Raw genomic sequence first — 15,688 nt, forward strand, 5'->3', positions numbered from 1 at the left:
GATCCAGCATTGAAGCGCGAGAGCTGGTTCCATTGAATCCAGCAGGTACATGCCGCTAGGGTCAGCGGGAACCCTGCAAAATCAGGTCTCCTGGAAGTTCCCATGCCTCGCCGATCACCGGGTGAGATCAGGTCACGGCTACCGCGACACACCGCACACGCCGGACCTGCGGCGATCCTGCGGGCGGGTCCAGCCCGGTCAGCACGCGGCAGACCTTCTCGGTGACGGTGGCCGGCAACGCGAAATAGATGATCAGCTGACCCGAGCACGAGTCCAGTGACTCACGCAGATCGTTCTCGTTGGTGACGTCGGCCCTCACGTAGTGGTCGAACTCGAGCGGGACAACTGTATGTCGCTGGTGGACCTGATCCTAGGTTGCGTTCGTGTACGTTCTGAGTGAACCGGCAAACCGTGCGCTCCTCGTGACACACCCCTGACGACCCGCTCCAGGAGGTTCGAGATGACCAAGCCGACCACCACGAACACCGGAAACGCCGTCGAAAGCGATGACGAATCGCTCACCGCCGGTATCCAGGGACCAGTGCTGCTGCACGACCACTACCTGATCGAAAAGCTGGCCCAGTTCAACCGCGAACGGGTGCCGGAGCGCATCGTGCACGCCAAGGGCTCGGGCGCCTTCGGGCGCTTGGAGATCACCGGCGATGTCAGCCGCTACACCTTGGCCAAGCTGTTCCAGCCTGGCGCCCGCACCGAGTCGCTGGTCCGTTTCTCGACCGTGGCCGGTGAGCAGGGCAGCCCTGACACCTGGCGCGACCCGCGTGGATTCGCGATGAAGTTCTACACGGAGGACGGCGTCTACGACCTCGTCGGCAACAACACTCCGATCTTCTTCATCAAGGACGCGATCAAGTTCCCCGACTTCATCCGGTCGCAGAAACGCCTGCCCGGCAGCGGACTTCGCGACCACAACATGCAGTGGGACTTCTGGTCGCTGCGCCCCGAGACCGCACATCAGGTGACGTGGCTGATGGGCGACCGTGGCCTGCCGAAGACCTACCGGCACATGGATGGTTTCGGTTCACACACCTACCAGTGGATCAACGCCCAGGGCGAGCGGTTCTGGGTGAAGTACCACTTCAAGACCGACCAGGGCATCGAGTTCCTGACTCAGGCGCAGGCAGATACCCTCGCCGGTTCGGACCCCGATCACCACCGCAAAGACCTGTGGGAAGCGATCGAACGCGGCGAGTTCCCGAGCTGGACGGTGAAGGTTCAGATCATGCCGCTCGCCGATGCGCCGGACTACCGGTTCAATCCGTTCGATCTGACCAAAGTCTGGTCGCAGCAGGACTATCCGCTGATCGAGGTCGGCAAGTGGACGCTGGACCGCAACCCCGGCAACTTCTTCGTCGACATCGAGCAGGCCGCCTTCGAGCCCTCCAATATCGTCCCCGGCATCGGATTCTCACCGGACAAGATGCTGCTCGGTCGCGTTTTCGCCTACGCCGACGCGCACCGCTATCGCATCGGCACCAACTACGCGCAGCTGCCGCCGAACCGGAGCAGGGCCGCCGAGGTGAACTCCTACTCGAAGGAGGGCGCCATGCGTCACGAGTACAACCCCGCGGACGTCCCGGTCTACGCGCCGAATTCCTACGGCGGCCCGCACGCCGATCCGGCACAGGCCGGCGACGGCGGACTGTGGGAGTTCGACCCGACGATGGTGCGGGCCGGATACATCGAGCATGCCGAGGACGGCGACTTCACGCAGGCGGGCACGCTGGTACGCGAGGTCCTCGACGACGCGGCCCGCGCACGACTGGTCGACAACATCGTCGGGCACGTACTCGATGGTGTCCGGGAGCCGGTGCTGAGTCGGGTTTTCGAGTACTGGCGCAATGTCGATGCCGAGTTGGGCAAGCGCGTCGAAGAGGGGGTTCGCGCCGCCGACACGTGATCATGGATCGGCTTCGGATTGAACGGCAGTTCCTACCTTCCCGCGCCTACCCTGAACCGGCCGAAACTGCCTGTCGGGGTCCAGGACCCGGGGTTGCGACGACATGCGGTCGGCGAGCGTGGGAGTGTGTGTCTGCGGAGCTTTGCGGCTCGGCGAGTCCTGACGTTTCGCTAGAATTGCTCATGATGCCGAGGCACGTCTTCTTCGAACTGGGAGCTGATCGTCGACGACAGGTTCACCTATCGCTGTGCGAGGACGCCCTGCCGACCTGGATCGGTTTCGCCCAGGGAAACCCTGCCCCGCTTCGCTACCGGGACTCGGTTGTCGGGATGTGGCACCACATAGATGTCGAGCTTCCCGTCCATGCCCTTCGTGCGGCTCGGGCCGGTGTGGATCTCACGGATGTCAGCAGCCGCTACCTCGAGCCCATGGCCGCGCTGCAAGACGACGATGTGGTTTTTCCGGACCCGATCGAGTTCGCCTACTACGCGATCTACAACTGTTTCCGCAAGTACGTTCACGGTGACGACATCCCGGATTGGCTGATCGTCAACCAAGCCTTGTCGGTGCACGGCCACAGCGAGGTAGTGCCGCGTTTGGCGCGCGCGATCGACGAAACTAGTTCAATCAGAAGCGGGGACGGCGAGAATTCGGGATCGAAGGGTTAGCGCCCCTCCGGGCATCGTGGTCTCCTCACGGTTGGTCAACCGGGACCGTGTACCGGTCAGGGTCTGATTTCGAACACCTGGTTGAACGGTGTCTCGGCGACCTTGGCGAACCGGGTGAATCCGCCCTGTGTCACCACATCCCGGATTCGGGCGGGGCCGGCCTGGGTACCGAGCGCGAGCCCGACGTCCTGCGAGAGCGAGGCGGGAGTACACAACAGTGTCGAGAACCCGTAGTAGGCACGCCCGACCGGGTTGAGGTTGTCCTGGACGTGGTCACCGGCCATCGGCTCGACAACCATCCATGTGCCGGTGTCGGCAAGACTGCGACGTACGTGCTGCGCCGCGCCCACCGGGTCGCCCATGTCGTGCAACGCGTCGAACGTGGTGACCAGGTCGTAACCGTCCCCGGCGAACGAGTCGGCGGAGGCCACCTCGAACCGCACACGATCGCCGAGGCCCGCGGCCTGCGCTCGAGTGCGAGCCTCGGTGATGGAGTCGGCGTGGTAGTCGTAGCCGACGAACGACGCCGTCGGAAACGCCTGGGCCATCATGATTGTCGAGGCTCCGTAACCGCAGCCGATGTCGGCCACCCGCGTACCGGCCGTCTCGAGCTTGGGAACCACACCATCGAGCGCCGGTAGCCACTCGGCGACCAGATGTGCGTTGTAGCCCGGCCGAAAGAATCGCTCACAGCCCTCGTGCACGTCGTGATTGTGCTCGCCCCAGCCGAACCCTGCCCCCCTACGAGCCAGTTCGATGATCCTGGCGGAGTCCTGCATGGTGCCCAAAGCCAGCTGGAAGAACCCTGGCAGATACGCCGGGCTGGACTCGTCCGTGAACGCGACGATCTGCTCGGCGGGAAGCGTGTACTGGCCGGTGGCCGCGTCGTACTCGACGATCGCGCCCGCGGCCTGGGCGTTGAGCCACTCGCGCGCATACGGTTCGGTGGTGCCGGTGTCGTCGGCGAGTCGTTTGGGGGTCGTTGGCCCAGAGGCTGCCATAGCTCGGTAATAACCGAGCTTGTCGCCCATCACGACCAGAGCGGTGTTCAGGGTTGACCCGATCTCGTCGACCGACCGGAAGACGAAAGCCATCAGCTTGTCGACGTCGACCTCGGTGGGCTGTTTGAATTCAGTCATCGGGTTGGTCCTTTCGTCGGGTGGATCCGGGGCCGGATCACGTACGAACCAATTTTCGGAGTGCATCCCGCGTACCGATAGGCACCCTCGGTGGTGCAATCAGCCACCCCTCTGCGCAGATAGCGCGATCGGCGCCGTGTTCGAGCACCGTGCCCCGCCTTGTGATCACGCCTCTCATCGGTCACGTCGCGAACTCAGACCAGGTGGTGCGACTGAACCGACACAGCAATCAGTTCGGCCCGCAACTGCAGGAATCGGAATAGCCCAGGCCGGCCGACGACGGCTTCGTAGCGGTCGACGACCTCGTCCACGAAGACGGGGATGTCGGCGGCGGGCACACGGGCTGTCCAGTCCGCGAACCCGACGGTGCACCATTGGGCGAAGGCCTCGCGTGAGCCGAAGTCCCATTCCCGGTCGGTCACCGAGTGCGCGATGACCTCGAGGTCGGCGCCCGCCGCGATCGAGGGCAGCGCGCCGGGGTCGATATGCACGTAGGGGCGCGCGAACCCGGCGAACGCTGTCGACCAGCGCACATCGCCGGTGACCGCCGTCGCGACGTCCTCGATGCTCGGGCGAGGCCCGCCGCAGACATACTGCACGAGCACCCGGCCGCTGGGTGCGAGTGCCGCGGCGATGCGCCGGTAGGCGGCCTCCTGGTCGAGCACCCAGTGCAGTGCGTTGAACGAGACAACGAGGTCGAAGTCGCGGGGTAAGGTCATGGTCGTGACATCGCCGACCCCGAAGTCGATGTTCGTGAGCTGGTCGTCGGCCGTGCGGGCGGCCTCGATCATCCGCGGCGACGGGTCGATGCCGAGCACGGAACCAGCGGGCACCCGCGCCGCGATCAGGCGAGTCACAAAGCCGTCGCCACAACCCACGTCGAGGACGTGCTCGCCACCCGCGAGCGAGACGGACTCCACCGCGTCCGTCGCCATCGCGCGCTGGAGTCCACTGATGTGGGCGTAGCCCGCGCCGTCCCAGTCGGCCATCTACGACCCGCCCTGCGACGGAACATCCTTCTTCACCGGCGGGGCGTCGTCCGGCGCGAGGTGCGCGCCGATCTTGCGGAACAGCGCGTCACCGCCATTCGAATAGCCGCCCGACCTGCTGAACGCTTGGGGCTGGTAGGTGACCGCAACCGCGATCGCGATCTTCTCCGACGGCAGGTAGGCGTTGACCGCGGCACCGCCGTAGAACAGTGGGTTCTGGTAGGACCAGTCGCCGGTGAGCCACAGGCCGAGTCCATAGGTCTGGAAGTCGTCGAGCGCCCGGCAGTTGACGCAACCGGGGACTGCTGTCGTTTTCCCTCGCAGGTCCGTCGTCGTCATCGCCCGGTACGACTCCCCGGACAGCAATTCGCCGCTGCCGATGGCGACGGCACTTCGTTCCAGGTCGTAGATGTTGCTCGTCTGGATAGCACCGTGGCTGATCGTCCACGACGGATTCCAGTAGGTCGATTCCTCGTAGAACGGAACGTCGGGCGCTAATTCGAAGAACTCGCGGCGTTCCGAGGTGAAGGAGTGCAGGACGGGCTCGGGGATGTAGGGCGTGAGGTTCGGCTCGGTGTTCTTCAAGTCGAGCGGGCCGAGAACCTTCTCCTGCAGGGCATCCGCGAGCGACTGACCCGTGACCTTCGCCAGCACCAGGCCGAGGAGTACATAGTTGGTGTGCGCGTAGGCCCAGTTGGTTCCGGGCTCGAACCACAGGGGGTCGTCGATCGCGAGAGCGAGTTGTTCCTCGGTGGTCCACGCCTTGTACGGATCCGCGTAGGCGATCTCCGCGAATTTCGAGTTCCCGAGCACGAAATCGTGATAGCCCGAGGTCATCTGGGCCAGTTGGCGCAGATTCACCCGGTCCGCGTTGGGAATGGCGGGCAGGTATTTCGAGAGCTTGTCGTCGAGGCTCAGTTTCCGCTCGTCGGCCAGGATCAACAGCAAGGTCGAGACGTAGGAGATCGCGACGGCACCATTGCGGAAATGCATCGCGGTGGTGGCGGGCACACCCGTCATGGACTCGCCCCTGGCTGCGGTGACGATCTCTTTCCCGTCGACCGTCACGCGCACGATCACCGACTTCAGGTGAGCTTCCGCCATGTAGTCGTCGACGATCTTCATGATCGCTTCGGCCTGCACCGGGTCTTCACTCGTGAACGTAGAGGGCGCGTCCGAGGCCGATCGGGAATCCTGCGCAGTCTCGTTCGATGAACAGGCCGCCGCCAGCAGACCCAGTGTGCAGAAGAACACCAGAACGTTCCGAGAAACGGACATTGGTCACCTTCCTGGTTACCGTCCCCCGAAATATGGATCGACCGAATAGTCGATTCTATGCCCCGGTGACCCCGAAATGACCGCGCAGCACACGGACAGCAACGACGACCCGACGAATATCGTCACCGTGATCGGATCGGGTGGGACCGCGGCCGGGTCAGCGGGCACTCAGTGAGTCGATCGCCGCACGCAGTTTGGTCGCGGCCTCGGTGGCGATCGGGACGAGATCTGCTTCGCCAGTGACCTGGACCATGATGGCCGGGTTCATGGCCTCGATGATGACGGCATCCTCATTCGTCGGGTCGCGCCGAACAACGACATTGCACGGGAGCAGAAGCCCGATCTGCCGGTCGGCGCTGACGGCGGCGTGGGCGAGCGGTGGATTGCAGGCACCGAGGATGCGGTAGTCCTCGATGTCCTCGCCGATCTTGGCCTTCAGGGTAGCCTTCATGTCGATATCGGTGAGGATGCCGAATCCTTGCTCGGACAAGGCGGCCCGAGTCAGTTCGATGGCTTCATCGAAGGTCGTGTGGACAGTGGTGGACAGTGCGAGGCTCATGGTCACGATCCTTTCTGTTCGTGGATGTTCGGCGTCAGCGACGCGGTGTCGGGCAGCTTGCCGACGTGGTCGCAACGCCGGCTCGGCGGAGCAGCAGCGTCGCGGGGCACCAGCCGACGGCGCTGTAGAACAGTAGGTTCGCGCCGACGAAACCTGTGAAGATCAGCCACCACTGCGAGAGTGTGGCCGCCAGCATGACGCTGTTGAGTACAAAAGTGCCTGCGAGTAGCGGCACGAGGCGTTCGATCGACCAGCCGTGGTGCCTGGGGAGGTTCGGCATAGAATTGCGGTCCAATCATGATGCTCGCCTGTGTATTCCGTGATCAGGCGAGGGCGAGGAAGAGCTTTTCCAGCTCGGCTTCGGTCATCGGTTCCGAGCCGTCGGCGGTGTCGCCGGTGAGGCATTCCCGCAAGCCGGTTGCGACGATCTTGAATCCGGCGCGGTCGAGGGCGCGGGAGACGGCGGCGAGCTGCGTGACGACATCCTTGCAGTCACGGCCCTGCTCGATCATCGAGATGACGCCGGCGAGCTGTCCGTTCGCGCGGCGAAGGCGGTTGAGGACTTGGGCGATAGTCTCTTCGTTGCCGACCATTGGTGGTGCCTTTCGTCTGGTTCACCCAAGTATACCCCTGGGGGTATCCGCGGGCTCGCCGGCGGCGAGCCCGCGGATGTGGTCTCAGTGGTGGGCGAAGCTGATGGAGGGGAGGGCCCTGCGCAGCCAGGCGGGCGACCACCACGCGGCATGGCCGGTCAAACGCAGCAGGACGGGCAGAAGCACCAGCCGGACCGCGAAGGCGTCGAGCAGCACCGCCACGCCGAGGATGATTCCCATCTCCTTGGGCGGCAGCGGCTCGGCGAATGCGAAGGTGAAGAACACCGCGACCATGACCGCCGCGGCGGCGAAGATCACCCGGCCGGAATGCGCCATCCCGTCGACCTGCGCGACCTTGGGGTCACCGGACTGTTCGTAGTGCTCCTTCGCGGTTGCCAGCAGGAACACCGTGTAGTCCATCGCGATGGCGAAGATCATCGCGAAGAAGAACACCGGACCCCAGCCGTCGAGAAATCCTTGCGGAGTGAATCCGAGCATGCCCGCGCCATGGCCGTCCTGGAAGATCAGGCGGGCGACCCCGAACGCGGCAGCGGTCGACAGCAAGCTGACCACAGTGCCCAACACAGCGATCAACGGCGCCTGGAGCGCGATCAGCAACAGTGCGAAGCCCAGTACCAGGATTATTCCGACGATGATCGGCAGGTACTTGTCCAAGGCGTGCTGCAGATCCAGATTCTCGGCGGGTGCACCACCCGCCAGGGCGTCGGCGGGCATGGTGTCACGCAGATCGTCGAGAATGTCGCCCATCCGTTCGTCCGAAGGGTCGACATCGGGCAGTGCCTGCATCATGACCAGGCCGCTACCGTCGGCTGCGGGCTGAGCGGGGGTGACCATGATGATGCCGTCGATGCTCCGGGCGGCCTCGGCGACCGGTATGGCCTCGTCGGCCGGGGCGATGATCTGGATCATGCCCGGCGCGCCTTTACCCATTTGCGCCTGCACGAGTTCGTAGCCCTGCCGGACCGGTGCGTCCGTGGGCACGACCTGGATCGAGGGCATTGCCACCTTCAGTCCGATGACGGGGACCGACAGCGCGATCAACACGAGCAGCGCGCCGATAGCGAACGGCCACGGCTTGTCGTGCAGTAGTTTTCCCCACGCCTCGAATCGCGGTGAACGATGCTGCTGGCGCTTGGCGTATGGCAACGCGCCCGCGTTGACCTTGCTGCCCAGAGCTCCCAGTGCCGCCGGCAGCAGCGTCATGGTGGCCAGCAGGACGAACGTCACCGCGAACATGATGCCGACGGCCATGGTGCGCACGGCCGGAGCCGGCACGATCAGCACGGCCGACAGGCTGACCAGAACCGTCAGCCCCGACAACACAACGGCCTTGCCCGCGGTGTCCATGGTTTCGGCGACAGCCGCTCTGGAACTCGGTGCTGTGATGAGCGCGTCACGGAAACGCGCAACGATGAACAGTGCGTAGTCGATGCCCAGCGCGAGGGCGAACATCATGGCGAAGTTCATCGCCCACACCGAGATCGGGGTGACCTGGTTCAGCAGAACCAACCCGCCCGCGGACGCGACCAGTCCGGCAAGGGTGAGCAGCAATGGCAGCCCGGCGGCGACCATAGATCCGAAGGCCAGCACCATGATCGCCAAAGTGACCGGCCACGAGAACATCTCGGCCTTGATCATGGCGTCGTGGTTGGCTTTGTTGAAGTCGCTCCACAGTGCCGAAGCGCCGGTCGGGTAGACATCGATTCCGTCGCCGGATATCGCGGCGAGCGCTTCCTTGTGCTCGTCGACGGCTTTGACCATGTCGTCGGTGGAGGCGTTCGCGCCGGCGATGAGGATGCCGGTGTGTCCGTCCGGGCTGATGGACATCCCGGGCTGCGGCGCGATCATCTCGCCGAAGCGGGAATCGCCCTCGAACACGTCGCCGATCTCGTCGAGCGCCTGCTGAACCTGTGGACTGTCGACGGTGTGGAGGTCGGAATGGACGACGACCTGCACCGCCGCCGACGAATTTCCGCCGAAGTGCTGCTGCGCCAGCTCGCGTACACGCACTGATTCCGAACCGTTCGCCTGCCAGCCCGCCCCGGCGAGCGAGTCGAACACGCTCGGTGCGGCGGAGCCGAGGGCGACCAGCAGCACGAGCCAGACTCCGACCACAATCCTGGACCGTCCGGCCATTGTCGCGCCGAGCCGGCCCAGGGCCCCACCTGATATGCCCGGCGGTTCCGGGCTTCGACCTGGGGAAACCGTCAGAGAGTCACTCATCACTTTTCCTTTCATACCCCTGGGGGTATATTGCTACCGAGACCAAGATACCCCCGGGGGTATGTAAACGGGAAGAGTGGCATGGGGCACACGCCGTGCCGAGACTGCTAGGAGGCGCGAGATGAGAGTTGTGATCGTTGGTGGGGTTGCCGGGGGAATGTCGGCAGCTACCCGCTTGCGCCGGCTGAATGAATCGGCCGAGATCGTCGTTCTCGAGCGTGGCGATCATGTCTCGTTCGCGAACTGTGGGCTGCCCTACTACGTCGGCGGCGTCATCCCGAAACGGGAATCGCTGCTGCTGCAAACCCCGGAAGCGCTCGCCGCGCGGTTCCGCCTGGACGTGCGAGTGCGGCACGAGGTCGTCGCGGTGGATCCGGTCCGGCGGACAGTGACCGTCCACGAGTCGGACACGGCCCGGGAGTATGTCGAATCGTTCGATGCGCTGGTGCTGAGTACCGGCGCGTCAGCGGTCGTACCGCCCGTGCCGGGCGTGGGACGCGCACTGGTGTTGCGGGATATCGAGGATGTCGACCGGATCGCCGAGGCGGTGGCCGGCGTGCGTTCCGCCGTGGTCGTCGGGGCCGGTTTCATCGGCGTGGAGCTGGCCGAGAACCTGGTGCGCCGGGGAATCGCGACCACGGTGATCGAACGTGGCGCGCAGGTGCTGGGGCCACTCGATGTCGAGATGGCCGGACCGGTTGCCGCCGAAATGCGCAAGCACGGGATCGATCTGGAAGTGGGGGCGGAGGTCGCGAGTATCGATGCCGACACGGTCACACTTGCCGACGGGCGGGTCGTGCCGGCTGAACTGGTGGTGATGGCGATCGGCGTTCGCCCCGAAAGTGGCCTCGCTCGGGCAGCTGGAATCGACATCGGTTCCGGTGGTGGCATCGTGGTCGATGACCAGTTGCGGACGTCGGTGCCGCGGATCTACGCGGTCGGCGATGTGGTCGAGAAGAAGGACGCGGTGTCCGGTCTGTCGACTGTGGTGCCGCTGGCCAATGCGGCGAATCGCCAGGGTCGGCTCGCGGCCGACGCGATTGCCGGGCTGCCGGTCGTGGACCCGCCGGCCCACGGCACGGCGATCCTGGGCGTATTCGATCTCACTGCGGCGACGACCGGCTGGAGCGAGAAGCGGCTGCGGGCCGCCGGTCGCCCGTTCCGGGTTATACACACGCATCCGCTCTCACACGCGGGGTATTATCCGGACGCTCAGGCGATGTCGGTGAAACTACTGGTCGATCCTGAAACCGACCGGATTCTGGGCGCCCAGGCTGTCGGCGGTGAGGGTGTCGACAAGCGCATCGACGTGCTGGCCACCGCGATGGCGGGCGGTATCACGGCGTCGAGGCTGATGGATTTGGAGCTGGCGTACGCGCCCGCTTTCGGGTCCGCGAAGGACCCGGTGAACATGCTCGGCTACATAGCCGACAACCTCCGCGCAGGCGTGCTTCGCACGGCGCAGTGGTACGAAGTCGACGACGCGATCGCCACCGGCGCGCAGGCGGTCGACGTGCGAACCCCAGAAGAGTTCGCCGCGGGTTCGATCCCCGGCTCGCTCAACATTCCTCTCGATGAACTACGCGATCGCGCGAGCGAGATCCCGGATGGGTCTGTCCTGGTGTTCTGCCAGGTCGGCCAGCGTGGGAGCAGCGCCACGCGGCTGCTGACCCAGCTCGGGCGGGAAGCGGTGAATCTCGATGGTGGTTATCGAACCTGGCGCGATGCCACTGCCGAACAACATCGGTAGGTCTCGGTCCAGATCCAGCTGCTCCAACCGAAAGGAAGAATACGATGTGTCAACGGATCACCTGTCGCACCTGCGGCAAGCCCAGCTACAGCGGATGCGGTAGCCATGTCGAGCAGGTGCTCGGCAATGTGCCTGAGTCGCAACGCTGTTCGTGTGCAGCGGACGTGCCACTGCGGAGGTGGCGGATCTTTGGAGGCTGACAGCACCGAGCTGCAGTGTCGCTGGTACTCCGACGACCCATGCTCGGGCCCATTCATCGATCGCCGGATCAACGATGAATTCCCAACTCCGCGCATCGAATTCCTCCCGTGCCCGCTGCCGGCGCCGGGAGTCCTCGGCGTAGTAGGCCTCGCGAAACGCCGCAGTCGAGCGGTCGACAATCCGGGAATCGCTGTGCGCCCTGTCTCGATCGTCCCAGCGCCGCTGAGGAGCGGTGCGCTTCAGATAGAGTTCGTAGCCGGAGGGCTCTTGCTTCATGCACGCACAGTACCGATGGTCAGTTTCCGCGAAGGGCCGTAGCGGAGGAGCACCATCGTCGCGACGAGATGGGAATCGGGCGATCAGGCCGTGCAAGTTTTCGTTCTGAGCTGGGGGAACAGATGACCAATTCGGAATCATTGCCACCGGTCTCCGCCCACCCGCCAACGTGGAAGTTCGACTACCCGATCTTCCACGCTGAGACCCGGACACAGTGGCGGACTTGGCTGACGGACAACCACGCGTCAGGCCGAGGCGTGTGGCTGTGCTCGTGGCGCAACACCTCCGGCCGACCACGCTGCCCGTACCCCGAGGCCGTCGAGGAAGCCATCTGCTTTGGGTGGATCGACTCCACCAACACCATTCTCGACGAAGAGCGCGGCTTGCAGCTGTTCACGCCGCGTCGACCCAAAAGTTCCTGGACCCGGCTCAACCGCGAACGCGCAGCCGATATGGAGAAGTATGGCCATATGACCGACGCTGGTCGCGATGTCATTGCTGCCGCGAAAGCCAATGGCTGGTGGACGATTTCGGACCAAGTCGAAGATCTCGAGGAACCATCTGACTTGACGGCGGCGCTGGACCGGGACCCGCGAGCTCGAAGCAACTGGGACGGTTTTCCGCCCAGCGCCCGCAAGCAGATGCTGTGGTGGATCGTCAGCGCCGCTCGAGACGCGACACGGGAAGGTCGAATCGCACAAATCGTCACCGCAGCTGCCAACGGCCAACGCGCCCGCGGCTGAGTCGCCCCGATTTGTCCGGAGATTTATCGGGGGTGACAGCAGCCTTCCACGGCTACGAGACGACCTGGGAGCTCAGGTAGCTCAGGAGGATTCGGACGTCGTCGCCGTAGTCGATGTGGGCGTCGGAGGCGTAGAAGTTGGCCATGTCCACGCCTTGGCGGCCCAGTTGGACGAGCTCATCGACGGTGGCGGGGTCGGTGATGCTGAGCAGGGTTCGGGTGGTCGCGTTGAGGTCGGCTCGGATGCCTGCGGCGATGGGGCTGAGCACGGAGCCGGTGAGGTCGGCGCCGGTGGCGGCCACGGTCGCCAGGTCGGCGGCGGCCGCGATGGGGTCGTTGCGATCGAGGGATTCGACTGCACGCCAAAGGATTTCCTGAATTCGGCCGACCCTGTCGGCGATGTTCAGAAAATCGATGTGCAGGAGGGCGTCGGCGATGACGCTGACGCCCGCCGTCCGACCGGAGGGGTCGACGGCGGCGGCCGCGCGGATGACCTGGGCGACCAGGGCTCGGTCTACGCCCGCGGCGGCCTGGACCAACGGAGCCAGGGCAACGTTCAGGGCCCGCGCGGTCCGGTGGGCACCGCGAATGTCACCCGCCATGATGAACTCCGGGAGGCGGGTGAGGTTGTCGAGAATGGTAGGCAGGTTCGCCGCGGTGGCGGTCCAGCCGGCGCCCATGGTGACGGCTTGAGCGATCAGGCTGCTGGGATCGGCCGTAGCGGGGATGAAGTTCGCGATCGGTGTGGGATCACCACTCAGGACCCTGCCCAACACGGCGAGGAACGGGGAGGTGGCGGCATCGAGGGAGCAGTACAGGTCGCCGTCGGCACACAGGGTGCGAACCCGGTCGGTCAACGCACCGAAATCCCGGCTTCGCGTTCCGGCTATGCCGTGGCCCGACTGCGGATTGCCCAGGGAGAGTGTGGTATTCGGATCGCGATGCGGATCGGCCAGCAGCCCGACACCGACCACCCGATCGGCATCGATGGGTCCGTCGCCATTGCCGATCTCGGTGGCCAGGTCGCCGATGCCGTCCGCGCCCTGGCTGTAGCCGGCGAGGACGACCCGCGTCGAGCTGCACAGGCCACGCAGCATCTGGCGCAAGCGGGACTCCAGGGTGCTCAGGGACTCCGCGTAGCTCAAGCCCTGGTCGAAAGCGCTTGCGGCATAGGGGACGTAGAGTGCCGTGAGGTCACCGCCGAACTGGCGTTGCAGGCCATCGCCGACGGGCCGGAGCGTGCCGACGGGCACCGTGGGATCGGCGTCCGGCGTGGTCTCCCAGGTCCCCGGCCCGAAAATTGCGGTGTACGGGGTGCAGGGCTGCGCGCCGGCGGTTTCCGCCCGCGCGACGCCGACCGCCGCAGTCCCGACCGCGACGACAGCGGCAACCAGCATCGCCGCGGCGGATCTCGACAACCTGTTCATCGTCCAATTCCTTTGTTGCCGAAGGGGAGTCGCGACGGTGCGGCAGGTGCTGACTCGCGCCGAACCGTCGTGGCCAATTCTCGCCACTCGCCGTCGGTTTCGCCGGAAATTTCAGACACAGTTTCATTTCAGATTTGGGTGCCGGGGACGCCGGGCCGCACGGTGACTCGGGACATCAACGCCATAGCTGAATCAGCAGTCGCGACCGGTGATCGGAGTCGGCGCGATACAATCCGGGTGTTGTTTGGGTCGACTCCCGAACGGAGAACAACGTGGCCGAGGCCGACTATGTCGTTGTCGGAGCGGGCAGCGCGGGCTGTGCGGTCGCGCGCAGGCTCGCCGAAAGCGGCGCGTCCGTGGTGTTGCTCGAAGCGGGTGGAGCGGACAACAAGGGCTGGGCCACGATGCTCTTCCGGATCCCTGGTGCGATCAACGTCATCCACTCGACGCCGCAGCTGAAGAAGCTGTTCGATTGGGGCGACAGGTCGACGCCGCAGCGCAATGCGCTCGACCGCGAGATCCCGATGACGCGCGGTCGGATACTCGGCGGATCGAGCTCGGTCAACGGGATGCTCTTCGTCCGGGGTAACAAGAAGAACTTCGACGACTGGGCCGCCGAAGGTTGTCAGGGGTGGGCCTACGAGGATGTCCTGCCGTATTTCAAGCGGATGGAGGACTGGGAGGACGGCGCGAGCGAATTGCGTGGGTCCGGCGGTCCGATCAAGGTCACTCGTCAGCACACCATTACCGACGCGGCCCGTGCGTTCATGGACGCCACCGCGACGCGCCTCGGCGTGCCGAAGCTCGACGACTACAACGGTCAGAGCCAGGAAGGCGTCGCGGTTTTTCAACAGAGCGCCTCGAAAGGTCTGCGGTACTCCACATCCAAGGGCTACCTGCACGAAGATCCGTTGCCCAATCTCACCGTGCTCACGGAGACGACGGTGACGAAAGTCGTCATCGAAGGCTCTCGCGCGACCGGTGTGGAAATCCTGGTCAACGGCGGCAAGCAGGTGATCGGAGCGTCGCGCGAGGTCGTCGTATCGGCCGGCGCGTATGGGTCGCCGCAGATTCTGCAGCTGTCCGGGATCGGCCCGGCCGCGCACCTGAAGGAGCACGGCATCGCCGTCAACGCGGATTTGCCGGTTGGCGACAATCTGCACGACCACCTCTTCGTCCCCGTCTCGTTCAAGATGAACTCAGCGTTGCGTAAGCCGACGGCGCCGTACTTCATGCGTGGACTGGCGGCTGAACGGGTTCGTCCGGGATCGTCGTGGGCGGCTGGTTCCTCCTTCGAATCAGTCGCGTTCGTGCGCACCTCGCATGCGCGCGAGATCCCCGACCTGCAACTACTCAGCCTGTACTGGGTATATCCGTCGCCGAATCAGGACTCCGGCAAGCGAGTCGTTCCGGCTACTAAAAAGCCAGGTCAAAGTGTTTTCCCGGCGCTCATCTACCCAGAGAGCCGGGGGACTGTTCGGTTGGCCTCAGCGGATCCGACGGCCGCACCACTCATCGATCCGGCCTATCTGACGGCGCCCAAGGACACCGAGGTGCTGCTGGAGGGCATCGACATGGTCCGCGAGATCATGGCGGGAACCGGCGACAACGAGGGCGAACTCGTTCCGGGTGCGAAATTCGCCGACGTAGCAGCGATGCGCGAAGAACTCCCGAATCGCATCCACACCGTCTATCACCCGGTCGGGTCGGTCCGGATGGGTGTCGACGAGCGGGCGGTCGTTGATCCGCAGCTTCGAGTGCGCGGAATCGACGGACTGCGGGTCGCTGACGCGTCGATCATGCCGAGCGTGACAGGTGGCAACACCAACGCGCCCACGATCATGATCGGCGAGCGATGCGCGGACCTGATCCTGAACGGCTGAGGTTCAGCGCTGGTTACACGG

14 protein-coding genes are annotated in these 15,688 nt (G+C 65.0%); 5 read left to right on the forward strand and 9 right to left on the reverse strand.

The window, feature by feature from the left end:
* Nucleotides 1–127 precede the first annotated feature (127 nt).
* Nucleotides 128–319: a hypothetical protein gene (locus ACFWO8_RS29150; protein WP_378968965.1), complete on the reverse strand. Its 192-nt coding sequence runs from the start codon at nt 317–319 to the stop codon at nt 128–130.
* Nucleotides 320–460: 141 nt separating this feature from the next.
* Between ACFWO8_RS29150 and ACFWO8_RS29155 the strand changes: the two genes are divergently transcribed.
* Both ACFWO8_RS29155 and ACFWO8_RS29160 read left to right on the forward strand, forming a co-directional pair.
* The gene (locus tag ACFWO8_RS29155; protein WP_378968970.1) at nt 461–1,918 is read left to right on the forward strand and encodes a catalase; all 1,458 of its coding nucleotides are present in this window, start codon (nt 461–463) and stop codon (nt 1,916–1,918) included.
* Nucleotides 1,919–2,346: 428 nt separating this feature from the next.
* The gene (locus ACFWO8_RS29160; RefSeq protein ID WP_378968974.1) at nt 2,347–2,586 is read left to right on the forward strand and encodes a hypothetical protein; all 240 of its coding nucleotides are present in this window, start codon (nt 2,347–2,349) and stop codon (nt 2,584–2,586) included.
* A gap of 56 nt (nt 2,587–2,642) precedes the next feature.
* On the opposite strand, the gene ACFWO8_RS29165 is transcribed toward ACFWO8_RS29160, so the two are convergent.
* The 7 genes from ACFWO8_RS29165 to ACFWO8_RS29195 all read right to left on the reverse strand — a co-directional run bounded on the left by ACFWO8_RS29165 (nt 2,643) and on the right by ACFWO8_RS29195 (nt 9,388).
* Entirely contained in the window at nt 2,643–3,725 is a 1,083-nt protein-coding gene (locus ACFWO8_RS29165; RefSeq protein ID WP_378968980.1) for a class I SAM-dependent methyltransferase, read from the reverse strand.
* A 194-nt stretch (nt 3,726–3,919) separates the two neighbouring features.
* Nucleotides 3,920–4,714, reverse strand: a complete 795-nt coding sequence (locus tag ACFWO8_RS29170) for a class I SAM-dependent methyltransferase (protein WP_378968987.1) — start codon at nt 4,712–4,714, stop codon at nt 3,920–3,922.
* Nucleotides 4,715–5,992 carry a serine hydrolase domain-containing protein gene (locus tag ACFWO8_RS29175; protein WP_378968992.1) on the reverse strand — a complete coding sequence of 426 codons (1,278 nt, stop codon included), beginning with the start codon at nt 5,990–5,992 and terminating at the stop codon, nt 4,715–4,717. It abuts the gene before it with no gap.
* Between the two features lie 157 nt (nt 5,993–6,149).
* Nucleotides 6,150–6,551 (reverse strand): DUF302 domain-containing protein, encoded by a 402-nt coding sequence (locus ACFWO8_RS29180; RefSeq protein WP_378968998.1) that lies wholly within the window; start codon nt 6,549–6,551, stop codon nt 6,150–6,152.
* Nucleotides 6,552–6,585: 34 nt separating this feature from the next.
* Entirely contained in the window at nt 6,586–6,831 is a 246-nt protein-coding gene (locus tag ACFWO8_RS29185) for a DUF2892 domain-containing protein (protein ID WP_378969002.1), read from the reverse strand.
* 43 nt (nt 6,832–6,874) lie between these two features.
* Entirely contained in the window at nt 6,875–7,144 is a 270-nt protein-coding gene (locus ACFWO8_RS29190) for a metal-sensitive transcriptional regulator (RefSeq protein ID WP_189027774.1), read from the reverse strand.
* A gap of 84 nt (nt 7,145–7,228) precedes the next feature.
* Entirely contained in the window at nt 7,229–9,388 is a 2,160-nt protein-coding gene (locus tag ACFWO8_RS29195; RefSeq protein WP_378969014.1) for an MMPL family transporter, read from the reverse strand.
* Nucleotides 9,389–9,509: 121 nt separating this feature from the next.
* Here ACFWO8_RS29195 and ACFWO8_RS29200 point away from each other — a divergent pair, with 121 nt between their 5' ends.
* Nucleotides 9,510–11,138 (forward strand): FAD-dependent oxidoreductase, encoded by a 1,629-nt coding sequence (locus ACFWO8_RS29200; RefSeq protein ID WP_378969021.1) that lies wholly within the window; start codon nt 9,510–9,512, stop codon nt 11,136–11,138.
* A 599-nt stretch (nt 11,139–11,737) separates the two neighbouring features.
* A complete protein-coding gene (locus tag ACFWO8_RS29205; protein ID WP_378969026.1) occupies nt 11,738–12,358 on the forward strand; it encodes a YdeI family protein in 621 nt (206 codons plus the stop codon).
* Between the two features lie 52 nt (nt 12,359–12,410).
* Here the strand turns inward: ACFWO8_RS29205 and ACFWO8_RS29210 are convergent, their stop codons facing one another.
* Nucleotides 12,411–13,784: a cutinase family protein gene (locus tag ACFWO8_RS29210; protein ID WP_378969030.1), complete on the reverse strand. Its 1,374-nt coding sequence runs from the start codon at nt 13,782–13,784 to the stop codon at nt 12,411–12,413.
* 272 nt (nt 13,785–14,056) lie between these two features.
* On the opposite strand from ACFWO8_RS29210, the gene ACFWO8_RS29215 reads away from it, so the two are divergent.
* Nucleotides 14,057–15,667 (forward strand): GMC family oxidoreductase, encoded by a 1,611-nt coding sequence (locus ACFWO8_RS29215; RefSeq protein ID WP_378969043.1) that lies wholly within the window; start codon nt 14,057–14,059, stop codon nt 15,665–15,667.
* Nucleotides 15,668–15,688: the final 21 nt, after the last annotated feature.

Source organism: Nocardia sp. NPDC058480 (assembly GCF_042720495.1).
Taxonomy (GTDB): Bacteria; Actinomycetota; Actinomycetes; order Mycobacteriales; family Mycobacteriaceae; genus Nocardia.

Coding starts and splice junctions, on each gene's coding strand:
- ACFWO8_RS29210 (WP_378969030.1), bottom strand. CDS start 13,784: ATGAACAGGTTGTCGAGATCCGCCGCGGCGATGCTGGTTGCCGCTGTC.
- ACFWO8_RS29165 (WP_378968980.1), bottom strand. CDS start 3,725: ATGACTGAATTCAAACAGCCCACCGAGGTCGACGTCGACAAGCTGATG.
- ACFWO8_RS29200 (WP_378969021.1), top strand. CDS start 9,510: ATGAGAGTTGTGATCGTTGGTGGGGTTGCCGGGGGAATGTCGGCAGCT.
- ACFWO8_RS29190 (WP_189027774.1), bottom strand. CDS start 7,144: ATGGTCGGCAACGAAGAGACTATCGCCCAAGTCCTCAACCGCCTTCGC.
- ACFWO8_RS29160 (WP_378968974.1), top strand. CDS start 2,347: ATGGCCGCGCTGCAAGACGACGATGTGGTTTTTCCGGACCCGATCGAG.
- ACFWO8_RS29180 (WP_378968998.1), bottom strand. CDS start 6,551: ATGAGCCTCGCACTGTCCACCACTGTCCACACGACCTTCGATGAAGCC.
- ACFWO8_RS29155 (WP_378968970.1), top strand. CDS start 461: ATGACCAAGCCGACCACCACGAACACCGGAAACGCCGTCGAAAGCGAT.
- ACFWO8_RS29170 (WP_378968987.1), bottom strand. CDS start 4,714: ATGGCCGACTGGGACGGCGCGGGCTACGCCCACATCAGTGGACTCCAG.
- ACFWO8_RS29205 (WP_378969026.1), top strand. CDS start 11,738: ATGACCAATTCGGAATCATTGCCACCGGTCTCCGCCCACCCGCCAACG.
- ACFWO8_RS29175 (WP_378968992.1), bottom strand. CDS start 5,992: ATGTCCGTTTCTCGGAACGTTCTGGTGTTCTTCTGCACACTGGGTCTG.
- ACFWO8_RS29195 (WP_378969014.1), bottom strand. CDS start 9,388: ATGAGTGACTCTCTGACGGTTTCCCCAGGTCGAAGCCCGGAACCGCCG.
- ACFWO8_RS29185 (WP_378969002.1), bottom strand. CDS start 6,831: ATGCCGAACCTCCCCAGGCACCACGGCTGGTCGATCGAACGCCTCGTG.